The organism is Helicobacter sp. 219-2 (genome assembly GCF_030053225.1).
Taxonomy (GTDB): Bacteria; Campylobacterota; Campylobacteria; order Campylobacterales; family Helicobacteraceae; genus Helicobacter; species Helicobacter pylori_C.
In genome coordinates, this window is sequence record NZ_JASGBS010000001.1 from 478,727 (window position 1) to 504,490 (window position 25,764).

The 25,764-nt window shown below is 39.8% G+C and carries 25 protein-coding genes and 2 pseudogenes; 18 read left to right on the forward strand and 9 right to left on the reverse strand.

Annotated features, from left to right (window positions below; translation table 11 throughout):
- The first annotated feature begins 28 nt into the window (after window positions 1–28).
- The 6 genes from thrS to P6280_RS02435 all read left to right on the forward strand — a co-directional run bounded on the left by thrS (window position 29) and on the right by P6280_RS02435 (window position 4,941).
- Window positions 29–1,867, forward strand: coding sequence for a threonine--tRNA ligase (gene thrS, locus P6280_RS02410; protein WP_283236890.1), 1,839 nt, complete (start codon window positions 29–31; stop codon window positions 1,865–1,867).
- The gene (infC, locus tag P6280_RS02415) at window positions 1,864–2,475 is read left to right on the forward strand and encodes a translation initiation factor IF-3 (protein ID WP_283236891.1); all 612 of its coding nucleotides are present in this window, start codon (window positions 1,864–1,866) and stop codon (window positions 2,473–2,475) included. Before thrS ends, infC begins: the two co-directional genes overlap by 4 nt.
- Entirely contained in the window at window positions 2,456–2,650 is a 195-nt protein-coding gene (gene rpmI, locus P6280_RS02420) for a 50S ribosomal protein L35 (protein WP_001125542.1), read from the forward strand. Before infC ends, rpmI begins: the two co-directional genes overlap by 20 nt.
- 94 nt (window positions 2,651–2,744) lie before the next feature.
- Entirely contained in the window at window positions 2,745–3,095 is a 351-nt protein-coding gene (rplT, locus tag P6280_RS02425) for a 50S ribosomal protein L20 (protein WP_001264169.1), read from the forward strand.
- A gap of 199 nt (window positions 3,096–3,294) precedes the next feature.
- Complete coding sequence (locus P6280_RS02430) at window positions 3,295–4,155, forward strand: outer membrane protein (RefSeq protein ID WP_000750190.1); 861 nt, start codon at window positions 3,295–3,297, stop codon at window positions 4,153–4,155.
- A gap of 354 nt (window positions 4,156–4,509) precedes the next feature.
- Entirely contained in the window at window positions 4,510–4,941 is a 432-nt protein-coding gene (locus tag P6280_RS02435; protein ID WP_283236892.1) for a DUF1104 domain-containing protein, read from the forward strand.
- A 293-nt stretch (window positions 4,942–5,234) separates the two neighbouring features.
- On the opposite strand, the pseudogene P6280_RS07715 reads toward P6280_RS02435, so the two are convergent.
- Window positions 5,235–5,423 (reverse strand): annotated as a pseudogene (locus P6280_RS07715) (hypothetical protein).
- On the opposite strand from P6280_RS07715, the gene P6280_RS02440 reads away from it, so the two are divergent.
- Complete coding sequence (locus P6280_RS02440) at window positions 5,347–6,207, forward strand: hypothetical protein (protein WP_283236893.1); 861 nt, start codon at window positions 5,347–5,349, stop codon at window positions 6,205–6,207. The pseudogene P6280_RS07715 and the gene P6280_RS02440 sit on opposite strands and share 77 nt — an antisense overlap.
- A gap of 603 nt (window positions 6,208–6,810) precedes the next feature.
- On the opposite strand, the gene P6280_RS02445 is transcribed toward P6280_RS02440, so the two are convergent.
- Both P6280_RS02445 and P6280_RS02450 read right to left on the reverse strand, forming a co-directional pair.
- Entirely contained in the window at window positions 6,811–8,178 is a 1,368-nt protein-coding gene (locus P6280_RS02445) for an L-serine ammonia-lyase (RefSeq protein WP_283236894.1), read from the reverse strand.
- Window positions 8,178–9,419, reverse strand: coding sequence for a serine/threonine transporter (locus P6280_RS02450; protein ID WP_283236895.1), 1,242 nt, complete (start codon window positions 9,417–9,419; stop codon window positions 8,178–8,180). The genes P6280_RS02445 and P6280_RS02450 overlap by 1 nt, the downstream gene beginning before the upstream one ends.
- 180 nt (window positions 9,420–9,599) lie before the next feature.
- Between P6280_RS02450 and P6280_RS02455 the strand changes: the two genes are divergently transcribed.
- Window positions 9,600–10,949 (forward strand): class II 3-deoxy-7-phosphoheptulonate synthase, encoded by a 1,350-nt coding sequence (locus P6280_RS02455; protein WP_283236896.1) that lies wholly within the window; start codon window positions 9,600–9,602, stop codon window positions 10,947–10,949.
- Between the two features lie 78 nt (window positions 10,950–11,027).
- On the forward strand, window positions 11,028–11,162 hold the full coding sequence (locus P6280_RS02460; protein WP_283236897.1) for an HP0135 family lipoprotein: 135 nt from the start codon (window positions 11,028–11,030) through the stop codon (window positions 11,160–11,162).
- Window positions 11,163–11,393: 231 nt separating this feature from the next.
- Here P6280_RS02460 and P6280_RS02465 read toward each other — a convergent pair whose 3' ends face one another.
- Genes P6280_RS02465 through P6280_RS02480 form a run of 4 tightly spaced genes read right to left on the reverse strand, consistent with a single transcriptional unit; the run spans window position 11,394 to window position 14,692 of the window.
- On the reverse strand, window positions 11,394–11,852 hold the full coding sequence (locus P6280_RS02465; RefSeq protein ID WP_000412988.1) for a peroxiredoxin: 459 nt from the start codon (window positions 11,850–11,852) through the stop codon (window positions 11,394–11,396).
- Between the two features lie 9 nt (window positions 11,853–11,861).
- Complete coding sequence (locus P6280_RS02470; RefSeq protein ID WP_180475918.1) at window positions 11,862–12,497, reverse strand: LutC/YkgG family protein; 636 nt, start codon at window positions 12,495–12,497, stop codon at window positions 11,862–11,864.
- A complete protein-coding gene (locus P6280_RS02475; RefSeq protein WP_180532751.1) occupies window positions 12,490–13,935 on the reverse strand; it encodes a LutB/LldF family L-lactate oxidation iron-sulfur protein in 1,446 nt (481 codons plus the stop codon). Before P6280_RS02475 ends, P6280_RS02470 begins: the two co-directional genes overlap by 8 nt.
- A 28-nt stretch (window positions 13,936–13,963) precedes the next feature.
- Window positions 13,964–14,692 (reverse strand): (Fe-S)-binding protein, encoded by a 729-nt coding sequence (locus tag P6280_RS02480; protein WP_024773949.1) that lies wholly within the window; start codon window positions 14,690–14,692, stop codon window positions 13,964–13,966.
- Between the two features lie 226 nt (window positions 14,693–14,918).
- Between P6280_RS02480 and P6280_RS02485 the strand changes: the two genes are divergently transcribed.
- Together P6280_RS02485 and P6280_RS02490 are read left to right on the forward strand one after the other, a co-directional pair.
- A complete protein-coding gene (locus P6280_RS02485; protein ID WP_283236898.1) occupies window positions 14,919–16,568 on the forward strand; it encodes an L-lactate permease in 1,650 nt (549 codons plus the stop codon).
- Window positions 16,569–16,616: 48 nt separating this feature from the next.
- Complete coding sequence (locus tag P6280_RS02490; protein ID WP_283236899.1) at window positions 16,617–18,272, forward strand: L-lactate permease; 1,656 nt, start codon at window positions 16,617–16,619, stop codon at window positions 18,270–18,272.
- A 23-nt stretch (window positions 18,273–18,295) separates the two neighbouring features.
- Here P6280_RS02490 and P6280_RS02495 read toward each other — a convergent pair whose 3' ends face one another.
- Both P6280_RS02495 and P6280_RS02500 read right to left on the reverse strand, forming a co-directional pair.
- Window positions 18,296–19,282 (reverse strand): adenine-specific DNA glycosylase, encoded by a 987-nt coding sequence (locus tag P6280_RS02495; protein WP_283237450.1) that lies wholly within the window; start codon window positions 19,280–19,282, stop codon window positions 18,296–18,298.
- Window positions 19,283–20,732 (reverse strand): annotated as a pseudogene (locus P6280_RS02500) (DASS family sodium-coupled anion symporter).
- A 164-nt stretch (window positions 20,733–20,896) separates the two neighbouring features.
- Between P6280_RS02500 and ccoN the strand changes: the two are divergent.
- From ccoN to P6280_RS02535, 7 genes are all read left to right on the forward strand, one after another.
- Window positions 20,897–22,384, forward strand: a complete 1,488-nt coding sequence (gene ccoN, locus P6280_RS02505; protein ID WP_283236900.1) for a cytochrome-c oxidase, cbb3-type subunit I — start codon at window positions 20,897–20,899, stop codon at window positions 22,382–22,384.
- Window positions 22,377–23,075 carry a cytochrome-c oxidase, cbb3-type subunit II gene (gene ccoO / locus P6280_RS02510; protein WP_000490784.1) on the forward strand — a complete coding sequence of 233 codons (699 nt, stop codon included), beginning with the start codon at window positions 22,377–22,379 and terminating at the stop codon, window positions 23,073–23,075. The genes ccoN and ccoO overlap by 8 nt, the downstream gene beginning before the upstream one ends.
- A gap of 10 nt (window positions 23,076–23,085) precedes the next feature.
- Entirely contained in the window at window positions 23,086–23,304 is a 219-nt protein-coding gene (locus tag P6280_RS02515) for a cytochrome c oxidase, cbb3-type, CcoQ subunit (RefSeq protein WP_001868213.1), read from the forward strand.
- A 1-nt stretch (window position 23,305) separates the two neighbouring features.
- Complete coding sequence (gene ccoP / locus P6280_RS02520; protein ID WP_283236901.1) at window positions 23,306–24,184, forward strand: cytochrome-c oxidase, cbb3-type subunit III; 879 nt, start codon at window positions 23,306–23,308, stop codon at window positions 24,182–24,184.
- Between the two features lie 10 nt (window positions 24,185–24,194).
- Window positions 24,195–24,401, forward strand: a complete 207-nt coding sequence (locus P6280_RS02525) for a DUF4006 family protein (protein WP_000670525.1) — start codon at window positions 24,195–24,197, stop codon at window positions 24,399–24,401.
- Window positions 24,402–24,501: 100 nt separating this feature from the next.
- Complete coding sequence (locus tag P6280_RS02530) at window positions 24,502–25,086, forward strand: hypothetical protein (protein ID WP_001919568.1); 585 nt, start codon at window positions 24,502–24,504, stop codon at window positions 25,084–25,086.
- Window positions 25,087–25,097: 11 nt separating this feature from the next.
- Window positions 25,098–25,679 (forward strand): hypothetical protein, encoded by a 582-nt coding sequence (locus P6280_RS02535; RefSeq protein WP_283236902.1) that lies wholly within the window; start codon window positions 25,098–25,100, stop codon window positions 25,677–25,679.
- Window positions 25,680–25,764: the final 85 nt, after the last annotated feature.

The following is a 25,764-nucleotide window of genomic DNA, read 5'->3' on the forward strand; positions in this document are numbered from 1 at the left end:
ATAAGAAAGGAAACATAAGTTTTAAAGAATGAGTGCGGAACTGATTGCTGTTTATAAAGACGAGCAAATAATAGATTTAGAGAGTGCGAAAGTCTTAGGGCTGAGCGATGGGATTAAAGCGTTAAACGGGACAGAGCCGATATATTTTGATGATTCGCCTTTGGCTTTAGAAGTGATCAGGCATTCATGCGCGCATTTGCTTGCACAAAGCTTGAAAGCCCTTTATCCGGACGCAAAATTTTTTGTAGGCCCTGTGGTAGAAGAGGGGTTTTATTACGATTTTAAAACCGCTTCAAAAATCAGCGAAGAGGATTTACCTAAAATTGAAGCGAAAATGAAAGAATTTGCGAAATTAAAGCTCGCTATCACTAAAGAGGTTTTAACCAGAGAGCAAGCCTTGGAGCGTTTTAAGGGCGATGAATTAAAGCATGCGGTCATGAGTAAAATCAGTGGCGATAAATTTGGCGTGTACCAACAAGGCGAGTTTGAAGATTTGTGTAAGGGACCGCACCTCCCAAACACCCGTTTTTTAAACCATTTCAAGCTCACTAAACTGGCTGGGGCTTATTTGGGCGGCGATGAAAACAATGAAATGCTCATTAGAATCTATGGCATCGCTTTTGCCACCAAAGAGGGCTTAAAAGACTATCTTTTCCAAATAGAAGAGGCGAAAAAACGAGATCACAGAAAGCTAGGCATGGAGCTAGGGCTTTTTAGTTTTGATGATGAGATAGGGGCAGGCTTACCCTTATGGCTGCCTAAAGGGGCAAGACTGAGAAAACGCATTGAAGATTTATTGAGTAAAGCGTTACTTTTAAGAGGCTATGAGCCGGTTAAAGGCCCTGAGATTTTAAAGAGCGATGTGTGGAAAATCAGCGGGCATTATGACAACTATAAAGAAAACATGTATTTCACCACGATTGATGAGCAAGAATACGGCATAAAGCCTATGAACTGCGTGGGGCATATTAAAGTCTATCAAAGCGCTTTGCACAGCTACAGGGATTTGCCCTTAAGGTTTTATGAATACGGCGTGGTGCATCGGCACGAAAAAAGCGGCGTGTTGCATGGGCTTTTAAGGGTTAGGGAATTTACCCAAGATGATGCACATATTTTTTGCTCTTTTGAACAGATCCAAAGCGAAGTGAGCGCGATTTTAGATTTTACGCATAAGATCATGCAAGCGTTTGATTTTAGCTATGAAATGGAATTATCCACAAGGCCGGCTAAATCCATAGGCGATGATAAAGTTTGGGAAAAGACCACTAACGCTTTAAAAGAAGCCCTAAAAGAGCACCGCATTGATTATAAGATTGATGAGGGGGGAGGGGCTTTCTATGGGCCTAAGATTGACATTAAAATCACTGACGCTTTAAAGCGTAAATGGCAGTGCGGCACGATTCAAGTGGATATGAATTTGCCTGAACGCTTCAAGCTCGCTTTCACTAATGAGCATAATCACGCTGAACAGCCGGTGATGATCCACAGAGCGATTTTAGGCTCGTTTGAAAGGTTTATTGCGATTTTGAGCGAACATTTTGGGGGGAATTTCCCTTTCTTTGTCGCGCCCACTCAAATCGCTCTCATTCCTATTAATGAAGAGCATCATGTTTTTGCTTTGAAATTAAAAGAGGCACTAAAAAAGTGCGATATTTTTGTAGAAGTGCTGGATAAAAACGACAGCTTGAATAAAAAAGTGCGCTTAGCCGAAAAGCAAAAAATCCCTATGATTTTAGTGTTAGGGAATGAAGAAGTGGAAACAGAAATTTTATCCATTAGAGACAGAGAAAAACAAGCTCAATATAAAATGCCCTTAAAGGAGTTTTTAAACATGGTTGAATCTAAGATGCAAGAGGTTAGTTTTTGAGTAGAAACGAAGTGTTGTTAAACGGAGACATTAATTTTAAAGAAGTGCGTTGCGTGGGCGATAATGGCGAAGTGTATGGGATCATTTCCTCCAAAGAAGCGCTCAATATCGCTCAAAATTTAGGTTTGGATTTGGTTTTGATTTCAGCGAGCGCGAAACCTCCCGTGTGTAAGGTGATGGATTATAATAAATTCCGCTACCAGAATGAAAAGAAAATCAAGGAAGCCAAGAAAAAGCAAAAGCAAATTGAAATCAAAGAGATCAAGCTTTCCACTCAAATCGCGCAAAACGATATTAACTACAAAGTCAAGCATGCGAGAGAATTTATTGAATCCAATAAGCATGTCAAATTCAAAGTGGTTTTAAAAGGTAGAGAGAGACAAAACTCAAAAGCCGGGCTTGATGTGCTTTTTAGAGTCCAAACGATGATGCAAGATTTAGCCAACCCTGAAAAAGAGCCAAAAACCGAGGGGCGTTTTGTTTCGTGGATGTTTGTGCCTAAGGCTAAAGAAGCCCCCAAAAACGAAAAGAAAACCAAAGAAAATAACCCGCCTTTTAATCGTATTAACCTTATGAAAGGAGAAAATCATGCCAAAAATGAAGACTAATCGCGGCGCGTCTAAGCGTTTCAAAGTTAAAAAAAACTTGATTAAGCGTGGCAGTGCTTTTAAAAGCCATATTTTGACTAAAAAAAGCCCCAAACGCAAAGCTAATTTAAACGCGCCCAAACATGTGCATCACACTAACGCGCATTCTGTCATGTCGTTGCTTTGCAGGGCTTGAGAATGCTCATTAGAAAGTGGAGTTAATCCCCTTGTTTAAGGGAAAGTCGTTGTAAAAACGCACCTAAAAATATTTTAAAAAGAAAGGTAAAGAAATGAGAGTTAAAACAGGCGTTGTGCGCAGAAGACGCCATAAAAAAGTCTTAAAACTCGCTAGAGGGTTTTATAGTGGCAGAAGAAAGCATTTTAGAAAGGCTAAAGAACAGCTTGAAAGAAGCATGTATTACGCCTTTAGGGATCGCAAACAAAAGAAAAGAGAATTCAGGAGTTTGTGGGTGGTAAGGATCAATGCGGCTTGCAGAATGCACAATACAAGTTATTCGCGCTTCATGCATGCCTTAAAAGTGGCTGGCGTGGAGTTAGACCGCAAGATTTTAGCAGACATGGCGATGAATGACATGCAAGCTTTTGAGAGCGTGTTAGAGAGCGTGAAAGAGCATCTTTAATCTCTATTGGCTGTTAGGTTTTAGTTTTAGCCTAAAAAAGGTGAGAGGATTTAGGACTTTTTACTAAAAAGTTCCTAAAATTGATTTTTGTTTCAATTTATTCTCATTCAATCGCTACATTTAATCAAAAAGAAAGCAATTTTATAGTAGAATGTAGCGTTTAGAACTCAAGTAGAGAAAATGTAGAAGGAAGGAATACATGAAGAAATCTGTTATAGTAGGTGCTATCTCTCTAGCAATGACAAGCTTGTTGTCAGCAGAGACCCCTAAGCAAGAAAAAGCTATTAAGACTAGCCCTACCAAAAAAGGTGAAAGAAATGCTGCTTTTATAGGGATTGATTACCAGTTGGGTATGCTTAGCACTACCGCTCAAAATTGTTCCCATGGGAATTGTAATGGTAATCAAAGTGGGGCTTATGGCTCTAATACGCCTAACATGCCTACAGCGTCAAACCCAACAGGAGGTCTTACTCATGGCGCTCTAGGGACTCGTGGGTATAAGGGCTTAAGCAACCAACAATACGCTATCAATGGTTTTGGTTTTGTTGTAGGGTATAAGCATTTTTTTAAGAAATCCCCGCAATTTGGAATGCGTTATTACGGATTCTTTGATTTTGCAAGCTCTTATTATAAGTATTACACTTATAATGATTATGGCATGAGAGACGCTCGCAAGGGTTCTCAAAGTTTCATGTTTGGCTATGGGGCTGGCACAGATGTGTTGTTTAACCCGGCTATTTTCAATCGTGAGAACTTGCATTTTGGGTTTTTTGTTGGCGTTGCGATTGGTGGCACTTCTTGGGGTCCAACAAACTATTATTTTAAGGACCTAGCTGATGAATACAGAGGGAGTTTCCACCCATCAAATTTCCAGGTCTTAGTGAATGGCGGGATTCGCTTAGGCACTAAACACCAAGGTTTTGAAATTGGCTTGAAAATCCAAACCATTCGCAACAATTATTATACCGCTAGTGCGGATAATGTGCCTGAAGGGACTACTTATAGATTCACCTTCCACCGCCCCTATGCCTTTTATTGGCGTTACATTGTAAGCTTTTAAGGTGTTTTAGAATTGATCTTATGGGGGCATAGAAAAGGGCTTTTGCTCTTTGTGGCCTTTTATGATTTTCTTGTATCAAAGGCTTTAGAAAATCAATACGGCTACTTGGCAAAAATTAAAACACAATCCTTACAAACAATTGAACTTACCAACAACAGCACACAAACAAGTCTTTGAAAAATCAAAAATGAATTAATTGTTTTTGAAAATAATAATAGGGGATATAGGTTAGCTGTTTTAATGGAGTGCTGATCATAAAATCTAAAAATCAATTGGCCATTAAAACGCTGTAAGTTATCTTTAATCAATCAGATGATAGAATTTGTCTTTTATTTTTGAATTTGGGAGCATTTGATGAAAAAATTGGCGTTTTCTTTATTATTTACAGGGACTTTTTTGGGGCTTTTTTTGAATGCGAGCGATTTTAAGAGCATGGATAATAAGCAGCTATTAGAGCAAGCAGGGAAAGTTGCTCCTAGCGAAGTTCCAGAGTTTCGCGCAGAAGTCAATAAGCGATTAGCGGCGATGAAAGAAGAAGAGCGTAAAAATTATAAAGCGGATTTTAAGAAAGCGATGGATAAAAATTTAGCTTCTTTAAGCCAAGAAGATCGCAACAAGCGTAAAAAAGAAATCCTTGAAGCGATTGCTAACAAAAAGAAAACAATGACGATGAAAGAATACCGCCAAGAGGGACTAGATTTGCATGATTGCACATGTGAAGGCCCTTTTCATGATCATGAAAAAAAAGGAAAAAAAGGCAAAAAATCAAGCCATCATCAGCATTAGCGCTTTAGGGTGTGCTAACTTTTTTTGATTTTTGTAAAACCACGCCGTAAGTTTCTAGCTTTTGGCTATGGGGATATAAGGCGTTTTTGTGTTATAATTCTATCATAGCGTTTGGGCACTTAAAATAGAGGCTACCTGCTTGGTGGGCGGGCTTTGTTGATTCTAAATCCTTTAGCTGTGAAGGGCATGCCAGTTTTTTAGAGTTAAAGTTTTTGGAGTGTTTGTATTTTTTGGATATTTATAGTATCATACCCAATAACAAAGACCCTTTGAAAGTCTGTAATTTAAAACGACTAAAATGGCTTGAATTCTAGGTGGTTTTTTATCAATAGAAGAAATTTTAAAAGAGAGCTTATGAAGAACAGTATCTATTTTTGTTGCGGTTATATAAATTAGGAGTTTGGTATGAAACGGATTTTATTTTTTTTAGTAGCTACGACTTTTTTGTTGAGAGCAGAAACGGATTCTGCCACTATTAACACTACAGTTGATCCCAATGTTATGTTTTCTGAAAGCTCCACAGGGAATATGAAAAAAGATCGCAAGAGGGTTTTAAAGAATATGGTTAATTTGGAAAAAGAGCGCGTGAAGAATTTTAACCAGTATTCTGAAACCAAGATGAGTAAAGGCGACTTATCCGCTTTTGGAGCTTTCTTTAAGGGGAGTTTGGAAAGTTGTGTGGATCAAAAGATTTGTTATTATGAGCATAAAAATGGCAAGGTTTCTTTTGTGGTGAATGACAGGGAGAAGTTTTATAAACATGTGCTTAAAGACTTAGGGACAGAGCTTTCACTCCCTTTATTTAACTGGCTTTACAAAGGCTCGGATTTTGGGGCTTTGCATGAGCAGTTTGGGGATATGTATGATGGGTATATCAAATATTTGATCAGCATGGTTAGAATAAGCCAAAAAGAAAAGGCTAGAAAACTGGACGCAGTCACTCTTAAAAAAATGGAAGATCAGGCTGAGAAAGACACTAAAGCAGCGTTTCAAAAGAGGAGTAGTGGGGAGCTTGAAAGCCATACTGATAGCCATGAATTTATAAGCTCTTCTAAGAAGACACAGAACGCTTCTAATTCGGATCTAGATCCTACGACCAATGCTAACGCGCTCAAAGAAACAGCTTCAAAAGAGCCAGAGGCTTCTTCAAAAAAAGAGAAAAAGTCTAAGAAAAAACGCCGCCTTTCAAAGAAAGAAAGGCAACAACAAGCCTTGCAACAAGAGTTTGAAAGGCAAATTAGTGACTCCAGTAAGTCTGAAAAATAGTAAAATAGTTAAGCTTACCTTTTAGTAGGGGGCTTTCAATAAGTTTCTTAAGCATTCCTTTTAGGCTTTATAGCTCCCTATCGCTCTGTCTTGTGTAGGACTATCTTTTTTAAAAACCATTACTTTTTTAAAATCTTTAGACTTTAAGCTTTTTGGCTTTTTTGCGGTAAGCTTAAGGTTTTGTCACGCAAAAATCTTTGAAATATAGCGATTGATAGAGTTAAAATCTCAGACATTCCAACGCATTTTATAAAGCCTATAAAATTTTTTAATGGAGTGTTGGTAATCAAATTGATGCCTTTGAGTGTTTTTTACAATCAAAATAAAAGAGCTAAGCCAAGCGATAGTTTCTCATGACGCGCTTTTATAGGGTTATGGGGAGTTTTGGGGGGTTAGGGGAATGATTTCAAAAGGCCTCCTATCCCCTTATGAGCTTGAATAAACTTTTCACTATAAAATGGAATCCAAAACGATGGCATAACGCTTTAAAACCCTATTGTTTAAAATTTTTGAAAGACATTAAAGTTGGATAAGACTTATTCGTATTTGTTAAAAACAAAGCCTTTTTTAGGAAATAAAACCCCTAAAGATTAGATCTATCCCTTAGCATTCTAAAGTCTTAGCTAACCCCCCTAACGAAGTCTCTTTGTATTTTTCATTCATGTCTTTTCCGGTCGCATACATCGTAGCGATCACTTCATCCAGGCTCACTTTAGGCTTGTATTCATCTTCTAAAGCCAGTTTAGAAGCGCTAATCGCTTTGATCGCTCCTAAAACATTGCGTTCAATGCAAGGGATTTGCACCAAGCCCCCCACCGGATCGCATGTCAATCCTAAATGGTGTTCCATAGCGATTTCACTAGCGATTAAAACCTGTTGCGTGGTCGCTTGGCACAAATAGGCTAACCCCCCCGCAGCCATAGAGCTTGCCACGCCAATTTCAGCCTGACACCCCGCTTCTGCGCCGCTCAAGGAAGCGTTTTTCTTGTAAAGATAGCCAATCGCCGCGCTGGTGAGTAAAAAATCATTGATGGCCTTTTGCGATAAATTTTCAAACAAATGGTTTTTAGCGTATAAAAGCACGCTTGGCACCACCGCGCACGCTCCATTAGTGGGAGCGGTTACCACCTTTCCTCCGCTAGCGTTTTCTTCAGCAATGGCACGAGCGTAAAGCGAAATGTAATCAATCAACGCTAAGGGATCTTTCCCGCTTGTGGGGTGTTTTTCTAAACGCGTTTTAATGCTTGGGGCTAATCGTGTTACTCTCAAAGAACCAGGCAGATACATTTCTTTAGAATTAGCCCCATTATCATAACACTCAAGCATCGCATGATAAATTTTAGCCATCGTTGCATCAGGGCAGTTTTTCAGGGCATTTTCTCTCAAACGCACGATTTCAGCGATGTTTTTTTGGTGTTTTTGGCATAATTCTAGCAATTCCTTAGCGCTTGAAAAATCATAGGCAATACTTCCATTCCCGCCCTCTTCAGACAAGTTGTCTAATTCTTTTTCAGTATAGACAAACCCTCCACCAACAGAATAGTAAGTCTCTTCTTTTAAAACCTCATTTTTAGCGTTAAAAGCTTTTAAAATGAGAGCGTTTTGGTGTCTGGCTAAAGGCTTGTTGTCAAAAATCAAATCTTTAGCGTAATCAAAATGAATGCGATGTTGGTTAGCGAGTTTTAAAACTTTGTTTTCAAGCGCTTCATGCAATAAGGCTTTTTTGGTTGTTACCTCTAATTCGTTAGCATAAATACCATGCAAGCCAATTAAAACCGCCTCATCGCTCAAATGCCCTTTACCGGTTAAAGCTAATGAGCCATGCAAGGTGATTTGAACGTGCACAACCTGCTCTAGAACGCCTTTTAATGACTCGCAAAATCTCGCTCCAGCTTCCATAGGCCCTATAGTGTGTGAAGAGCTAGGCCCCACGCCGATTTTAAAAATGGATAAAATAGAAAAACTAGCCATTAAAATAGTCCTAAAAACACGCTCAAAGCCGTCAAGCTCCCAAAGACAAACACAAAAATATCCACTTTAAAGTTTCTAAAACGCTTCAAACTAGAAACGCTATAAAAAGCTATCATAGGCATCACAAACAGAATGAGCGCGATAATGGGACCGCCTAAATTTTCAATAAAATCCAAGATATTAGGGTTAATATAAGCCACAAGCGTGATAGTCAGCCATAAAAAAATCGTTACGCTAATACTCAAGGTTTTAGAAGCTTTTTTCAATTTTAAACTTTGAATAATAATGCCTTCTAAACCCTCCTTAGCCCCATAATAATGCCCAAAAAAAGATGAAAAAATCGCTAAAAAAGCCACCACAGGCCCCGCATAATTGATTAAAGGGTTATTTAAAGTGTTAGCAAAATAGCTTAAAATGGGGATATTTTGTTCCCTTGCTTTCACAAAATCATCAGCATTCAAGCACATGACGCACGAAAACACAAAAAACATCACAAACCCTAAAAGCATCAGCGATGTCCCTAATTCAATTTGATTGAGCTTATACTCTTTGAAAGCGCCGTATTCTTTTCCCACATTTTGGGTGAAGGTTGAAATAATGGGGCTATGGTTGAACGAAAACACAAGCACCGGTAAGGTTAGCCAAATCGCTAACACAAATTCTTTAAAGCTCGGCACCACAAAAAGATTAGCGCCTTGCCAATAAGGGATAAGATACAAAGAAAAAAGCAATAAAATCAAGCATAAAGGATACACTAAAGCGTTACAAATGCGCGTAACAATCGTAGCGTTAAAAACCATCACCAACATCATTAAAGAAACTAACGCTACAGCCAATAAGCCCCGATGGAAAGGCGCTAAATGCAACTGATTAGTGAAAAAATGATCAAACACATTAGTGATACCCACCCCATAAGCCAAACAAATAGGATAAATCGCAAAGAAATAAAGCAAAGTGATAAGAAAACCCCATTGAGTGCCAAAATGAGAGCGAACGACCATGGTAATGTCTTCTTTATCTTTAGATCCTATGAAATAAGCTAAGGCTCTATGCCCCAGATAAGTTAAAGGGAATATAATCGCGCTCATCACCACAATAGCCCATATCCCATGCCCACCGGCTCTAATAGGCAAAAATAAAATCCCAGCCCCAACGGCTGTGCCAAATAAGGATGCCATCCAACGCAAATCAAATGCGTTGAGTTTTTTAGGATCTCTTATAAGCGCTTTTTCTTGTGCCATGCTATTAAACCGCCCTTTTATCATGTTAAAGAGTTTTCATTGTAGCATAAAGCTTTTTATGATTGGGGTTTTTTGAGATTAAGGGGTGGTTTTGGGCACGCATTTATTTTCTAAAATCCACGATTTAACCCGCACAAGCTATAATAACGCTTAAAAAAAGATTAATAAAGGATTGTAGAAATGTCAAACACAACTTGGTCGCCCGCTTCATGGCATTCTTTTAAGATAGAGCAACACCCCACTTATAAAGACAAGCAAGAATTAGAAAGGGTCAAAAAAGAATTACGCTCCTACCCTCCCTTAGTGTTTGCTGGCGAAGCGAGGAACTTGCAAGAGCGCTTAGCCCAAGTCATTGACAATAAGGCGTTTTTATTGCAAGGGGGCGATTGCGCGGAGTCGTTTTCTCAATTTAGCGCTAACAGGATTAAAGACATGTTTAAAGTGGTGATGCAAATGGCGATTGTTCTCACTTTTGCTGGCTCTATACCGATCGTGAAAGTGGGGCGCATTGCCGGGCAATTTGCCAAGCCTCGCTCTAATGCGACTGAAATACTGGATAATGAAGAAGTGCTAAGTTATAGGGGGGATATTATCAACGGGATTTCCAAAAAAGAAAGAGAGCCAAAGCCTGAAAGAATGCTTAAAGCCTACCATCAAAGCGTAGCGACTTTAAACCTTATCAGAGCCTTTGCTCAAGGCGGGTTAGCAAATTTAGAGCAAGTGAATCGTTTCAATTTGGATTTTGTCAAAAACAACGATTTTGGGCAAAAATACCAGCAAATCGCTGACCGGATCACGCAAGCTTTAGGGTTTATGCAAGCATGCGGGGTGGAGATAGAAAAAACGCCTATTCTTAGGGAAGTGGAATTTTACACCAGCCACGAAGCGTTACTGCTCCATTATGAAGAACCTTTGGTGCGTAAGGATAGTTTGACTAACCAGTTTTATGATTGCTCTGCGCACATGCTGTGGATTGGCGAAAGGACAAGAGATCCTAAGGGCGCGCATGTGGAGTTTTTAAGGGGGGTTTGTAACCCTATTGGCGTGAAAATCGGGCCTAATGCGAGCGTGAGCGAAGTGTTAGAATTGTGCGATGTTTTAAACCCTCACAACATTAAGGGGCGTTTGAATTTGATCGTGCGCATGGGTTCTAAGATGATTAAAGAGCGTTTGCCTAAGCTTTTACAAGGGGTGTTGAAAGAAAAACGCCATATTTTATGGAGCATTGATCCCATGCATGGCAACACGGTTAAAACCAGTTTGGGGGTTAAAACAAGGGCTTTTGATAGCGTGTTAGATGAAGTGAAAAGCTTTTTTGAAATCCATAGGGCTGAAGGGAGTTTGGCTTCAGGGGTTCATTTGGAAATGACAGGTGAGAATGTTACAGAATGTATCGGTGGCTCGCAAGCGATCACTGAAGAGGGTTTGAGCTGCCATTACTATACGCAATGCGATCCAAGATTAAACGCTACCCAAGCCCTAGAACTCGCTTTTTTAATCGCTGGCATGCTCAAAAAACAGCGCACTTAATTAAAAAGAGATTAATCTTTTTTTAACTCTTTTTCTTTATAATTATCGTTAGCATTTTAATATCCAAAGGAGCTTGAAATGAGAATTTCTTTTTTAGCTGTAATTTTAGCACTATTATTTGTGGCTTGCCATGAAACCAAAAAACAAATTTTACGAAACGAAGCCGATAGCACCCCTTCAGAAAAAACCATTTGGCAGCCTGAACAAAAATAAAAATTGTAAAAATACTCAAAAGCATTTTTTAAAATAAACGCAATAAAAAAGCTAATGGGTGGTCGTCTTTTGTAAAGCGATCTTAAGGGCTATTAAAGGGGAATGGTTTCAAAACACTCCCTATCCCTTATGAATTTTGTTACCAAACAAAATTTAAAAAAAACAATTTTTTAAAAGTGAGAGAATGGCTAAAAATCTCAAATTAAAACGGGCGAAAGCTTGAGGGTTAAACTACAAACTCTCTAAAACCTTTTGAGCATGACCTTTCGCTTTGACATTGTAGAAGCATTTTTCTAAAACGCCTTGCGTGTTGATGATGAAAGTGGAGCGGATAATCCCCAAATGCTCCTTTCCATAAAGCATGCGTTTGCCATAAGCTTTGTAAAGATTGGCGGCTTTTTTATCTTCATCGCAGAGCAAAATCACATTCAAAGAGCATTGGCTGATAAATTTTTGGTGCGATTGGGCGTTATCAGGGCTTACGCCTACGACAACAGCGTTTTTCTTTTCAAATTCACTAAACAGAGCACTAAAATCTTGTGCTTCTAGAGTGCATCCGGGGGTGTTGTCTTTAGGGTAGAAATACAGCACCACTTTTTTATGGAGCAAATCTTTTAAAGAAATCTCTACGCCATCGCTGTTTTTCAGCCTGAAATCAGGGGCTAATTGCCCCACTTCTAATTTTTCCATTTTTATCCTTTAGTAGAGAATGATAGCGACTTTTTGAGGCCCATGCACCCCAAAAACGGTTTTTAATTCAATATCGGCTGTCCGGCTAGGCCCGCCAATAAGGAGCATGTTTGTGGGTAATACGCCGTTTTTACTTTGGTTTTTTAAAGCTTGCATGCCTTCACTCAAATTGCGCACAATGGATTCTTTTTTCAATAAGATAATGCAATTAAGGGTGATGAGCGAAAGCAACCTTGGGCTTGCATGCGAAGAAACCGCTCCAATCATGCCCAAGCTTGAAATCCCACAAACCCCATGCAATAAAGCCGTATCAATCTCAAACAGCTCTTCACGCATCGCTTCAATTTCTTTATCATAAGGCTGTAAAGTAAAATCCTTAAACGCTTCAAAATTCAAATTCAAATCTGTAGAGTGTAAGACTTTTTTGCTTTTAAAATTTTCTAAAGCCTTTAAAATTGCTTGCTCTAAATTTTCTTTAGCGCTTTCAATGACTTCAGCTTTATTCAACACTTGGAAATGCTTGTATTCTTCCACCAAGTCTTCAAACTCCACTTTAATGATATTCCTGTAAATAGGGTTTGCTCCCTGAATGGGATGCTTGGCTTTGGCTTCTTTAATGCGTTTTAAAATAAGCTCTTTACTCATAAATCACCCCTTCTAAATGCTGGACTTTTGCATGCAAACTTGTGTCCATATTGGGTAAGGTTCTCACGCTCGCCCACTCTTTGACTAAAGGCAGTATGGGAGCTAAAAGCTTGCCTAAAGGCGAGAAAAATTGAGCCATTTTCAATTGGAAACGCCACTTATCCCCATCGCTTGCCATTTTGGCAAACATTTTCATAGAGAATTTTTCCATCCCGCTGTGTTGGGTGCTTTTAGCCCCCTTAACTACGCCTCTGCCTTCGCCCACTTTATCCGATCGTAAATCTCTAATAAGCTCGGCTAAAGGGATTTCTACAGGGCACACTTCAGTGCAACGCCCACAAAGACTGCACAAATTAGGGATATGCCCGTAATTATTCAGGCCAAAGAGTTGGGGGGATACCACCACGCCTATAGGGCCAGGATAAGTAGAAAGATAGGCATGCCCACCGATCTTGTCATACACAGGGCAGTGGTTCAAACAAGTCCCGCAACGAATGCATGAAAGAGCGCGATAATACTTTTCATCAGCCAAAATGTTAGAGCGGTTGTTGTCTAATAAAATGATGTGGGCTTCTTTAGGGCCGTCTAAATCGCCCTCTTTTCTGGGGCCTGTGATAATGTTTTGATAGCATGTGATAGGCACACCCACAGCGCTTGGAGCGAGCAGATTGTTTAAAATCGCCGCATCATCAAAGCTTTCTACTAATTTTTCAATCCCACAAATTGCGACATGCACATCGCATGCGGTGGTGCTCATGCGACCATTGCCTTCATTTTCCACTAACCAGATCGCGCCCTCATTAGCGATAGCGAAATTAACCCCACTAATCCCCATTTTAAAGCTTTCAAATTCTTTGCGCATGTGCTTTCTGGCGATCGCATTAAGCTTTTCAGGCTCTTCTTCATAAGCGGCGTTGAGTTTTTCTTCAAAAATCTTACCGATTTGCTTGCGGTTTTTATGGATAGCCGGCACGACAATATGCACAGGGTGTTCATTAATGAGCTGGATGATCAATTCGCCCAAATCTGTTTCTTGCGCTTGAATGCCCTTTTCTTTGAGGTAATGGTTCAAGCCAATTTCTTCGCTCGCCATGGACTTTTGCTTTAAAATGCGCTTGATATTCTTTTCTTTAGCGAGGTTGTAAATGATTTCATTAGCTTCATCGCCGTCTTTAGCGTAATGGATTTTAAAGCCGTTTTGAGTGGCGTTTTTTTCAAACAATTCCAAATACTCATCAAGCCTGGATAAAATTTTAAGCTTGACTTCTTTGCCTAATTCCCTTAAATTTTCCCACTCGCTGTAACGATTTTTAATCAAATTCTTACGATTAGCCCTTAAGGTATCCATTGCAGAACGCAAATTTTCCCTTAGTTGCATATCGCCTAATTGGTCGGTGATGATTTCTTCGTATTCTTGGTCGCTGTGATATTTTTCCATGATTATTCCTTAAAATAATTCTTTAATGTTAAAGCCCAAGCCTTGAGGCTAAAAAGTCATAAAAATGCATGGGTTTTGTGGGAGAGCCCATTTTTTGCATAGCGGTGCTGATATTCATCAAACACCCAGCATCCGCTGAAACAATTACATCCACTTGACGGCTTTCTATGTCTTTGATCTTTTCTTTGACCATAACCGCTGAAATTTCAGGCTCTTTGACTGAAAAAGTCCCCCCAAACCCGCAACATTCTTCTTCTTTTTCCAATTCAACGAGTTCCACATTTTTAAGCTGTCTGATAAGATTTTTAGCCGAATCAATCACTTTAGCCACCCTTAAGGCATGGCAATTAGAATGCCATGTGATTTTAAGGGGTTCGCCCTTATCTTCATATTTGACTTGCAATTTTTTATCCAAAAACTCGCTCAATTCATACACTCTAGAGCAAAAATCTTTAACCATGTTAAATTCCGCATGCCCTTCAAACAATTCCAAATAATCATGCCGCATCATCCCTGTGCATGAACCACTCGGTAAAATAATAGGGTAGTCGTTATTGGAATAAAGTTTGATATTGTATAAAACGACTTTTTTTGTTTCTTCATAATACCCTGAGTTGTAGCTTGGCTGACCGCAACATGTCTGGTCTTTTTTAAAAACCACTTCCAAATTTTCCTTACGGAGTAATTTGATAGCGTTAAGCGATGCGTTGCTGTATATGGCTGCTCCTAGACAAGTAGCAAAGAAATTGACTTTCAAAGAAGGCTCCTTAAAATTCCAAATTAAGAGTTTCAAACATAGATAGTATAATACTCAAAATTAACAAGATTGTAATCACAAGTTGATAAACCCACTCGCTCAAACATTGTTACTAAAATAAACCACAAACCCATTAAATTTGACTTAATATTAAATGCTACTTAAAATTAGTTTTTTCTTTTAAGTAAGATAATTAAAAATACTTTTAATTATTCAAGGAAAATTTATGGAATTTTATCAAGTCTATGACCCATTAGGCAATATTTGGCTGAGCGCTTTAGTGGCGCTATCGCCTATTGTGCTCTTTTTTATTTCTCTTATTGTCTTTAAACTTAAAGGGTATAGCGCTGGGTTTTTAAGCTTAGTGCTTTCAATCATTATTGCGTTATTTGTGTATAAAATGCCTGCTCAAATGGTGAGCGCGAGTTTTTTCTATGGCTTTCTTTATGGCCTGTGGCCGATCGCTTGGATTGTGATCGCTGCGATTTTTCTTTACAACCTTTCAGTGAAATCCGGGTATTTTGAGATTTTAAAAGAAAGCATTTTAACCCTAACGCCGGATCACCGGATTTTGGTGATTTTGATTGGCTTTTGTTTTGGCTCGTTTTTAGAAGGAGCGATTGGCTTTGGAGGCCCGGTAGCGATCACCGCAGCGATTTTAGTCGGCCTTGGACTAAACCCCCTATACGCTGCCGGATTATGCCTAATCGCTAACACCGCTCCTGTAGCTTTTGGCGCGGTGGGTATTCCTATTACGGCAATGGCTGGCGTGGTGGGTATCCCTGAGTTAGAGATTTCTCAAATGGTGGGCAGAGTGTTACCCATTTTTTCCATTGGTATTCCTTTTTTCATCGTGTTTTTAATGGATGGTTTTAGAGGGATTAGAGAGACTTTTCCTGCAGTGGCTGTTACCGGGTTTAGTTTCGCTATCGCGCAATTTTTAAGCTCTAATTATCTAGGGCCGCAACTCCCGGATATTATTTCAGCCTTGGTGTCATTGATCGCTACCACTTTATTTTTAAAAGTCTGGCAGCCCAAGCGCATTTTCACCAGCAATGGCAAAGAGCCTACAATCAGCACAGAAAAACACCATATTTGTAAGGTGGTTGTGGCGTGGATGCCTTTTGTGTTGCTCACTATTACGATTATCATATGGACGCAACCCTGGTTTAAAGCGCTCTTTAAAGAAGGCGGGGCTTTGGCGTTTTCTAGCTTTGCGTTTGAATTTAATTCTATCAGTCAAAAGATTTTTAAAACCGTTCCCATTGTTACTGAAGCGACCAATTTTCCTGTCGTGTTCAAATTCCCTTTGATCCTAACGACAGGCACTTCCATTTTTTTAGCCGCTCTTTTAAGCGTGTTTTTGTTGCGCGTGAAAATCAGCGATGCGATAGGGGTGTTTGGGGCTACTTTAAAAGAAATGCGTTTGCCGATTTTAACCATTGGCGTGGTTTTAGCGTTTGCGTATGTGGCTAATTATAGCGGCATGAGCGCCACGCTCGCTTTAGCGTTAGGGGATACTGGGCATGTTTTCACTTTCTTTTCGCCTGTTGTAGGCTGGCTTGGGGTGTTTTTAACCGGAAGCGATACGAGTTCTAATCTTTTATTTGGCTCTTTGCAAATGCTCATCGCTACACAGCTTGGCTTGCCTGAAGTGCTTTTCTTGGCAGCAAACACTTCAGGGGGTGTTGTGGGTAAAATGATAAGCCCTCAAAGCATCGCTATCGCTTGCGCGGCGGTGGGGCTAGTGGGGAAAGAGAGCGAATTATTCAGATTTACAGTAAAATATTCTATCGCTTTGGCGATCATTATGGGGATTGTCTTCACTCTTATTGCTTATGTCTTCCCCTTTATTATCCCGGTTACTCCTACTTAATGGAGGGGGTTTAGGGGAGTAAGAGAATATTTTAAAAAGGGATTTTTAGTGCTAGAATTTCATCAAATTTATGACCCTTTGGGTAATATTTGGTTGAGCGCTCTTGTGGCCTTATTACCGATTTTGCTATTTTTCTTATCTTTAATGGTTTTTAAACTCAAAGGTTATGCGGCGGCCTTTTTGAGCGTGGTCCTGTCAGCCATTATTGCGGTTTTAGTGTATAAAATGCCTGTTAGCATGGTGGGTTCAAGTTTTCTTTATGGCTTCCTCTATGGCTTATGGCCGATCGCTTGGATCATTATTGCGGCGATTTTTTTATACAAACTCAGCGTTAAATCCGGCTATTTTGAAATTTTAAAAGAAAGCGTTCAGTCCATCACTTTAGATCACCGGATTTTAGTGATTTTGATTGGCTTTTGTTTTGGCTCGTTTTTAGAAGGAGCGATCGGTTTTGGAGGGCCTATTGCCATTACAGCAGCGATTTTAGTGGGTTTAGGGTTAAGCCCCTTATATTCTGCTGGATTGTGCCTAATCGCTAACACCGCTCCTGTAGCCTTTGGCGCGGTGGGTATCCCTATAAGTGCCATGGCGAGTGCGGTAGGGGTGCCAGCGATTTTGATTTCAGCCATGACGGGTAAAATCCTTTTTTTTGTGAGCTTGTTCGTGCCGTTTTTCATTGTGTTTTTAATGGATGGCTTTAAGGGGATTAAAGAAACTTTTCCGGCCGTTTTTATCGCGGCTTTTTCTTTCGCTGGCGTGCAATTTTTAAGCTCTAATTATTTGGGGCCAGAATTGCCCGGCATTATTTCAGCCCTTGTTTCACTCGTTGCAACAGCGCTCTTTTTGAAATTTTGGCAGCCTAAAGTGATTTTTAGAAGCGATGGCAAAGCGGCTTCATTCACTAAGAGTAACCATCATATCTGTAAGATCTATGTCGCTTGGTCTCCTTTTGTGATTTTGGTTTTAGTGATTGTGTTATGGATACAGCCTTTTTTTAAGGCTTTATTTGAAAAAGACGGCTTGTTAGCTTTTTCTAATTTTTATTTTGAATTCAATAACATCAGTAATCATATCTTTAAAAGCCCGCCTTTTGTAGAATCCGATCAAAGCGCGAGTTTTCCGGTGGTGTTTAAATTTTTCTTAATCAACACGGTTGGCACTTCCATTTTTTTGGCCGCTCTCATTAGCATGCTCGTTTTAAGGGTGCGAGTGAGCGATGCGTTGAGCGTCTTTGGCGAGACTTTAAAAGAAATGCGCTACCCCATTCTTACCATTGGTTTAGTCTTAAGCTTTGCCTATGTGTCTAATTACAGCGGGATTTCTTCCACTCTAGCCTTAGCGCTCACCCATACGGGCTTAGCTTTCACCTTTTTCTCGCCCTTGATCGGGTGGGTGGGCGTGTTTTTAACCGGGAGCGATACGAGTTCTAATCTTTTATTTGGCTCTTTACAGCAGCTCACCGCCCAACGATTGCACCTCCCTGAGATTTTAACCCTAACGGCTAATACCGTGGGTGGCACTTTAGGCAAGATGATAAGCCCTCAAAGCATCGCTATCGCTTGCGCGGCAGTGGGATTAGCCGGGAAAGAGAGCGATTTATTCAAATTCACGGTCAAATACTCCCTTATTTTTGTAGCGATCATGGGAGTCGTGATTAGCGCGATTGCGTATTTGATCCCTGAAGTGGTGCCTGCGATAAAGTAGAGCCATTTTGGATTTGGCAGGGTTTAACCCCCAAATAAATTTTTTTGTTTTAAAAAATTCAAAATTTTAAGCGTCATAGAGCTTATGGGTAAGGTTTCTAAGTCTTTAAGGCTATAAAAACGAATAGGGTTTTTTAAATCTTTTATCGCAGCGAGATAGAGGTTTAAATTGAGCTTGAATTTAGTGTGGCTGTGTTTGATTGTGCCTAAAAAGGGGAGTTTGTATTCTAAATTTTCTTTTAAATTAGGGAAATGGTGCATCCCAAAATAGAGTTTTTGCTCTATTTTTTCTAAAGCGATTTGGTTATTTTGGATCACAACGCCCAAGTAACGCTCTTCTTGAATGATTTCTTGTTTTTTCTTAAGCGTGTGTTTTTCTGGGTGGTTTTTACCTAAACAATAAGGGTTTAAAGGGCAAAGTGCGCATTTGGGTTTAGGGGAGCAGATTAAAGCCCCTAGATCAATTAGAGCTTGGTTATGATTAAAGCTTTCATTAAGATTGAGAAAGTCATTCGCTTTAATTTGTAAGTCTTTAGCCGTGATATTTGGATCCAGACCAAAAAGCCTTAAAAGCACTCGTTTGATGTTAGCATCCACGCATGCACTCTTTTCTCTAAAGCCAAAACATAAAATCGCATTAGCTGTGTATGTGCCAATCCCGGGGAGTTTTAATAGGCTTTGATAGTCATTAGGTAATTGTGAGTCATGCTCTTTAACGCAAATTTCAGCGCTTTTTTTTAAATTTTTAGCCCTTGAATAATAGCCAAGCCCCCTCCAGAGCAATAAAACCTCTTCTAATTGAGCGTTCGCTAAGTCTTTTAAAGTGGGGAAAGCTTCTAAAAAAGGGGAATAAAAACGCTCAATTACCGTGTTGATTTGGGTTTGTTGGCTCATCACTTCGCTGATATAGACTTCATAAGGAGCGTTAATACCCTTTAAATTCCTAAAAGGTAAATCCTTTCGCCCAAATTCTTCATACCATTTTAAAAGGGCGTTGTGTAAAGTTTCCAGCTACAACCACCTGTAAGCGATGAGTTTGACCCAAGGCACGCACACGCTTAAAAACACAATCAAATACACCACGCCAAAAATAAACCCCCATTTCCAAAAATCCTTGCTTGGAATATACCCGCTCCCGTAATAAATGGTGGATGGGCCCTGTGCCATAGGGCGTTAAAATCCCCATAATCCCTAAAGAAAGCATTAAAAACAAGCTTAATTCTTGCAAATTGACCCCTTGCATGTGTGAACCAATCCCTACAAAAAGCGCGAATAACGCGCTCACATGAGCGGTGATGCTGGCGAAAAAATAATGCGACAGATAAAAGAAGGCTATAATAAACAATAACGCTATTAACGGATCCAAGTTGGCATACTCTAAAAAATTTTTAGCCGTATTGCCGATAAAATTTAAAAACCCTACATTTTTAAGCCCGCTAGCCATCGTGAGCAGCGATCCAAGCAATAAAAAAATATTGAACGCGCTCTTGTTTTTGATGATGTCTTCATAGCTTACAATCTTACAAAACGCCATTAAAACCATGACAATCAAAGCCGTCGCGCTCGCATGCAAGCCTAAAGGTTTGCCCAAAATCCAACCCAATAAAGCTAGTAAAGTGAGGCTGAGCATTAAAATTTCTTTTAAAGAAAACCTCCCCATGCCCTCTAATTCTTTTTTAGCCCACAAACTCACTTCTTTTGAGCCTTTTAAGGTGGGTTTGCAGGTTTTATACGCCAATAAAGGCGCAAGCAAGATCAAAACCACCCCACAAGGCAAGAACGCTAAAAACCACGAAAACCATGAGATTTCATTCACGCCCATTTTGGTAGCGATTTCCATTGCTAGGGGGTTAGGAGCGAGCGCGGTTAAAAACATGGACGAAGTGATGCAAGTTGAAGCCAAAGCGACCCACATCAAATACGCGCCGATTTTGTCAGGGTTATCATTTGGAGCAGATCCCATTAAAGGCGGGATAGATGAAACGATTGGATAGAGTATGCCCCCACTTCTAGCGGAATTGCTAGGGATAAAGGGGGCCAGACACAATTCGCTCAAACCAATCGCATAGCCTAAACCTAAAGGGGTTTGCCCTAAAAACCTAATGAGTAAAAGAGCGATCCGTTTCCCTAACAAGCTTTTTTCATACCCTAAACCCAAAATAAAAGCGACAAACACAAGCCACACCGTTTTATTCGCATACCCGCTCAAACCCCACGAAATAGCCTTATTAGCACTCGCTACTTTATCACTCGCTCCAATTTTTAACGCCACGCACAACACTAACGCGCTCAATGCTATTAAACCTGGTGGCACCGGCTCTAAAACTAGCCCTATAATCATGCCTATGAAAATACAAAAATAAAGCCATGCGCTAGGGTTTAACCCATCTGGTGCGCCTAAAAAATACAATAGCGTTGCAATAAAAAAAGGGGCAAGGATTGAGAGAATTGGTTTAGTCATGTTTAGCCTTTAGCCAAAGATAGTAGTGGGTTGGCTTTGTCATTCAAATTGGATTGAGTTATTACAATGTTACAGAAAAAGATTAAAAATTAAGCTTTTTGAAAAAGATAAAATTTTATAATTATGTTTATCTTTGTTGAATTTACTACAAATAGGAGTATTGCATGCAAGAAAATGTGCCTTTGAGTTATGATTATTCCATTAGCAAATTGTTTCTTTATGCGATGGTTGGCTTTGGGATAATAGGCATGTTAATAGGGATTGTGCTAGCCTTTGAATTGTCCTTCCCTAACTTGAATTATATTGCAGGGGAGTATGGCGTTTTTGGCCGCTTGCGCCCTTTACACACGAATGCGGTGATCTATGGTTTCACCCTTGGGGGGATTTGGGCGAGTTGGTATTATATCGGTCAAAGGGTGCTTAAAATCACTTACCACCAACACCCCTTTTTGAAAATTGTAGGGTTATTGCATTTTTGGCTCTGGATTATTCTTTTGATTCTAGGGGTTATTAGCTTGTTTGCTGGTCTCACTCAATCTAAAGAATACGCTGAATTGATGTGGCCTTTAGATATTATTGTGGTTGTGGCATGGGTGCTATGGGGGGTTAATATGTTTGGGAGCATGAGCGTTAGGAGGGAAAATACCATTTATGTGTCTTTATGGTATTACATCGCTACTTATGTGGGCATAGCGGTGATGTATCTCTTCAATAACCTTTCTGTCCCCACCTATTTTGTCGCTGATATGGGGAGCGTTTGGCATTCTATTTCTATGTATTCAGGCAGTAATGATGCGCTCATTCAATGGTGGTGGGGGCATAATGCGGTCGCTTTTGTCTTTACAAGTGGGGTGATTGGCACGATTTATTATTTCTTGCCTAAAGAGAGCGGCCAGCCTATCTTTTCCTACAAACTCACTTTGTTTTCTTTCTGGAGCTTGATGTTTGTTTATATTTGGGCAGGCGGGCACCATTTGATTTATTCCACCGTACCTGATTGGGTGCAAACCCTTTCTAGCGTGTTTTCAGTGGTGTTGATCTTGCCTTCGTGGGGGACAGCCATTAACATGCTTTTAACGATGCGAGGCCAGTGGCACCAGCTCAAAGAAAGCCCTTTGATCAAATTCTTAGTTTTGGCTTCAACTTTCTACATGCTTTCCACTTTAGAAGGCTCTATTCAAGCCATTAAGAGCGTGAACGCCTTAGCCCACTTCACCGATTGGATTATAGGGCATGTGCATGACGGCGTGCTTGGGTGGGTAGGCTTCACTTTGATTGCGAGCATGTATCACATGACGCCTAGGCTTTTCAAAAGAGAGATTTATTCAGGCAGGCTTGTGGATTTCCAATTTTGGATCATGACTTTAGGGATTGTGCTTTACTTTTCGTCCATGTGGATTGCAGGGATCACGCAAGGGATGATGTGGAGGGATGTGGATCAGTATGGGAATCTCACTTACCAATTCATTGATACGGTTAAGGTGCTAATCCCTTATTACAATATTAGAGGCGTTGGGGGTCTTATGTATTTTACCGGATTTATTATTTTTGCCTACAATATTTTTATGACAATTACAGCAGGCAAAAAATTAGAGCGTGAGCCCAATTACGCCACGCCTATGTCTAGATTAGGGGAGGTTGGAAATGTTTAGTTTTTTAGAAAAAAACCCGTTCTTTTTCACTCTTGCGTTTATTTTTGTGTTTGCGATTGCGGGCTTGGTGGAGATTTTGCCCAACTTCTTTAAATCCGCTCGCCCCATTGAAGGCTTACGGCCTTACACGGTTTTAGAAACAGCAGGGAGACAAATTTATATTCAAGAAGGTTGTTATCATTGCCATTCCCAACTTATCCGCCCTTTCCAAGCCGAGGTGGATCGATACGGCGCGTATAGTTTGAGCGGGGAATATGCGTATGACAGGCCATTTTTATGGGGTTCTAAAAGGATTGGCCCTGATTTGCATAGGGTGGGGGATTATCGCACAACCGATTGGCATGAAAAACACATGTTTGATCCTAAAAGCGTTGTGCCGCACAGCATCATGCCCGCCTATAAGCATTTATTCATAAAAAAGAGCGACTTTGACACTGCTTATGCAGAAGCTTTGACGCAAAAAAAGGTTTTTGGCGTGCCTTATGACACAGAAAACGGCGTGAAATTAGGGAGCGTAGAAGAAGCGAAAAAAGCCTATTTAGAAGAAGCTAAAAAAATCACAGCCGATATGAAAGACAAGAGGGTGCTAGAAGCGATTGAGAGAGGTGAAGTGTTAGAAATTGTGGCTTTGATCGCTTATTTGAATAGCTTGGGTAATTCCAGGATTAGCACCAATCAAAACGCTAAATAAGGGGTGAATGATGGATTTAGAAAGTTTGAGAGGTTTTGCGTATGCGTTTTTTACCATTCTTTTTACGCTCTTTTTATACGCTTATATTTTTAGTATGTATAGAAAACAAAAAAAGGGCATCGTGGATTATGAGCGATACGGATACTTAGCGTTAAATGATGCTTTAGAAGATGAGTTGATTGAACCACGCCATAAAAACGCTCATGATAATGGCATAAAGGAAAGTTGAAATGGATTTTTTAAACGACCATATAAATGTTTTTGGCTTGATTGCAGCGCTTGTGATTTTAGTTTTAACCATCTATGAATCCAGCTCGCTCATTAAAGAAATGCGCGACAGCAAATCCCAAGGTGAGCTCATGGAAAATGGGCATTTGATTGATGGGATAGGGGAGTTTGCCAATAATGTGCCAGTAGGCTGGATCGCAAGCTTTATGTGCACGATTGTGTGGGCTTTTTGGTATTTTTTCTTTGGGTATCCGCTGAATAGCTTTTCTCAAATCGGGCAATATAATGAAGAGGTTAAAGTGCACAACCAAAAATTTGAAACCAAATGGAAGCATTTGGGTCAAAAGGAATTGGTGGATATGGGTCAAGGCATCTTTTTAGTCCACTGTTCGCAATGCCATGGCATCACCGCTGAGGGCTTGCATGGGAGCGCTCAAAATCTGGTGCGCTGGGGTAAAGAAGAGGGCATTATGGACACCATTAAGCATGGCTCTAAAGGCATGGATTATCTCGCTGGGGAAATGCCCGCTATGGAATTAGACGAAAAAGACGCTAAAGCGATCGCAAGCTATGTGATGGCAGAAATTTCTAGCGTTAAAAAGACCAAAAACCCTCAACTCATTGATAAAGGCAAGGAGCTGTTTGAAAGCATGGGCTGCACAGGCTGTCATGGCAATGATGGTAGGGGCTTGCAAGAAAATCAAGTGTTTGCAGCCGATTTGACCACTTACGGCACAGAGAATTTTTTGAGAAATATCTTAACGCATGGCAAAAAGGGCAATATAGGGCATATGCCATCGTTCAAGTATAAAAACTTTAGCGATTTGCAAGTTAAAGCGTTAGCCGAATTTATCCAATCGCTAAAACCCTTAGAAGATTAAAGGAAAAGAGATGAAATTTTTAAACGGATTAGCAGGGAATTTACTGATTGTGGTTATTTTATTGTGTGTGGTCGTTTTTTTTACATTCAAAGCGATCCATATCCAAAAAGAGCAAGCCACTAATTATTACCGCTATAAGGATATTAACGCTTTAGAGACAAAAAACACCCAAAACCGGGCTAATTATGAATTAGTCAATCAAGGGAGTAAAAAATGAAATTCACAACTTTAGAAAAAATCTTAGCCTTAATGGTAGTAGCGACCATTTTAATGACGATTGTTATTTCTTTTGTGCCTAACTTGTTTTTGTTTAGCACATGAGAATCTTATGGCTTGTAATAGCCTTTGTTTGTTGTTTGGGGGCTGATGATTATGTTTTTAATAATTCTAAGGGGCGTTTGGTAGAAAAAAGCGTTGCGTTTGTAGAGGGCGTTTCTAAAGAGCTTTATCTTAAAACAGGCGTGCGTTTTGTGATTGATATGACGGATTTTGAAAAAAATCCCATCGCTTTGGCGGCTAAAAATGAACGCCAAAATTATCAAGAGGGCTTTTTAAAGCAGCTCAAGCCCCCTTTTGTGGTATTCTTTTTCTACCATGACGCTCAAAAAATAGAATTAGTGGCTAACCCTAAAGATTTGTTAGACACTGATAAAATCTTTTTTGAAAAAATCGCTCCCTTACTCCCCACAAACGCTAAAGAATACACGCCCCAAAGGATTTCAGCCATGCTCATTAACGGCTATTCGGTCGCAGTAGATGCTTTAGCGCAAAAATATCGTGTGAATATCACACAAAATTTTAACGCTCCTAAAGGAGTAACTTTTGTAAAGGTGGTTATTTATATTTTGTTATTGACGCTTTTAGGCGCGTTTTTGGGGCTTTATTTTTTTAAAAAATCTTAAGAGAGAAACCAATGAAAGAAAAAAACTTTTGGCCTTTAGGGATCATGAGCGTGCTCATTCTTGGGCTTGGGATTGTGGTGTTTTTGGTGGTGTTTGCCCTAAAAAATTCGCCTAAAAACGATTTAGTGTATTTCAAAGGGCATAACGAAGTGGATTTAAACTTTAACGCTATGCTTAAAACTTATGAAAATTTTAAGTCTAATTATCGTTTTTTAGTGGGTTTAAAACCCCTTACTAAAAGCCCTAAAACCCCCATTTTGCCCTATTTTTCTAAAGGCACGCATGGGGATAAAAAACTCCAAGAAACCCTTTTAAACAACGCTTTGATTTTGGAAAAATCCAACACGCTTTATGCGCAATTGCAACCGCTCAAACCCGCTTTAGATTCGCCAAATATTCAAGTGTATTTAGCGTTTTATCCCAGCCCATCACAGCCCAGATTGTTAGGAACGCTTGATTGCAAGATCGCATGCGAGCCTTTAAAATTTGATTTGTTAGAGAGCGATAAAATGGGGCGCTACAAGATTCTTTTTAAATTTGTTTTTAAAAATAAAGAAGAATTGATTTTAGAGCAACTGGCTTTTTTCAAGTAGCGCGTTTAAAAAATGCCTTTAGCGTTTTTTATTAACATGCAATCATTAAAAAGCCTAAATTTTCTATCCAAACGGGTATAATAAG

Excerpts from the sequence above, each read along its gene's own strand:
- thrS (WP_283236890.1), top strand. The coding sequence starts at position 29 with ATGAGTGCGGAACTGATTGCTGTTTATAAAGACGAGCAAATAATAGAT.
- rpmI (WP_001125542.1), top strand. The coding sequence starts at position 2,456 with ATGCCAAAAATGAAGACTAATCGCGGCGCGTCTAAGCGTTTCAAAGTT.
- rplT (WP_001264169.1), top strand. The coding sequence starts at position 2,745 with ATGAGAGTTAAAACAGGCGTTGTGCGCAGAAGACGCCATAAAAAAGTC.
- P6280_RS02430 (WP_000750190.1), top strand. The coding sequence starts at position 3,295 with ATGAAGAAATCTGTTATAGTAGGTGCTATCTCTCTAGCAATGACAAGC.
- P6280_RS02435 (WP_283236892.1), top strand. The coding sequence starts at position 4,510 with ATGAAAAAATTGGCGTTTTCTTTATTATTTACAGGGACTTTTTTGGGG.
- P6280_RS02440 (WP_283236893.1), top strand. The coding sequence starts at position 5,347 with ATGAAACGGATTTTATTTTTTTTAGTAGCTACGACTTTTTTGTTGAGA.
- P6280_RS02445 (WP_283236894.1), bottom strand. The coding sequence starts at position 8,178 with ATGGCTAGTTTTTCTATTTTATCCATTTTTAAAATCGGCGTGGGGCCT.
- P6280_RS02450 (WP_283236895.1), bottom strand. The coding sequence starts at position 9,419 with ATGGCACAAGAAAAAGCGCTTATAAGAGATCCTAAAAAACTCAACGCA.
- P6280_RS02455 (WP_283236896.1), top strand. The coding sequence starts at position 9,600 with ATGTCAAACACAACTTGGTCGCCCGCTTCATGGCATTCTTTTAAGATA.
- P6280_RS02460 (WP_283236897.1), top strand. The coding sequence starts at position 11,028 with ATGAGAATTTCTTTTTTAGCTGTAATTTTAGCACTATTATTTGTGGCT.
- P6280_RS02465 (WP_000412988.1), bottom strand. The coding sequence starts at position 11,852 with ATGGAAAAATTAGAAGTGGGGCAATTAGCCCCTGATTTCAGGCTGAAA.
- P6280_RS02470 (WP_180475918.1), bottom strand. The coding sequence starts at position 12,497 with ATGAGTAAAGAGCTTATTTTAAAACGCATTAAAGAAGCCAAAGCCAAG.
- P6280_RS02475 (WP_180532751.1), bottom strand. The coding sequence starts at position 13,935 with ATGGAAAAATATCACAGCGACCAAGAATACGAAGAAATCATCACCGAC.
- P6280_RS02485 (WP_283236898.1), top strand. The coding sequence starts at position 14,919 with ATGGAATTTTATCAAGTCTATGACCCATTAGGCAATATTTGGCTGAGC.
- ccoN (WP_283236900.1), top strand. The coding sequence starts at position 20,897 with ATGCAAGAAAATGTGCCTTTGAGTTATGATTATTCCATTAGCAAATTG.
- ccoO (WP_000490784.1), top strand. The coding sequence starts at position 22,377 with ATGTTTAGTTTTTTAGAAAAAAACCCGTTCTTTTTCACTCTTGCGTTT.
- P6280_RS02515 (WP_001868213.1), top strand. The coding sequence starts at position 23,086 with ATGGATTTAGAAAGTTTGAGAGGTTTTGCGTATGCGTTTTTTACCATT.
- ccoP (WP_283236901.1), top strand. The coding sequence starts at position 23,306 with ATGGATTTTTTAAACGACCATATAAATGTTTTTGGCTTGATTGCAGCG.
- P6280_RS02525 (WP_000670525.1), top strand. The coding sequence starts at position 24,195 with ATGAAATTTTTAAACGGATTAGCAGGGAATTTACTGATTGTGGTTATT.
- P6280_RS02530 (WP_001919568.1), top strand. The coding sequence starts at position 24,502 with ATGAGAATCTTATGGCTTGTAATAGCCTTTGTTTGTTGTTTGGGGGCT.
- P6280_RS02535 (WP_283236902.1), top strand. The coding sequence starts at position 25,098 with ATGAAAGAAAAAAACTTTTGGCCTTTAGGGATCATGAGCGTGCTCATT.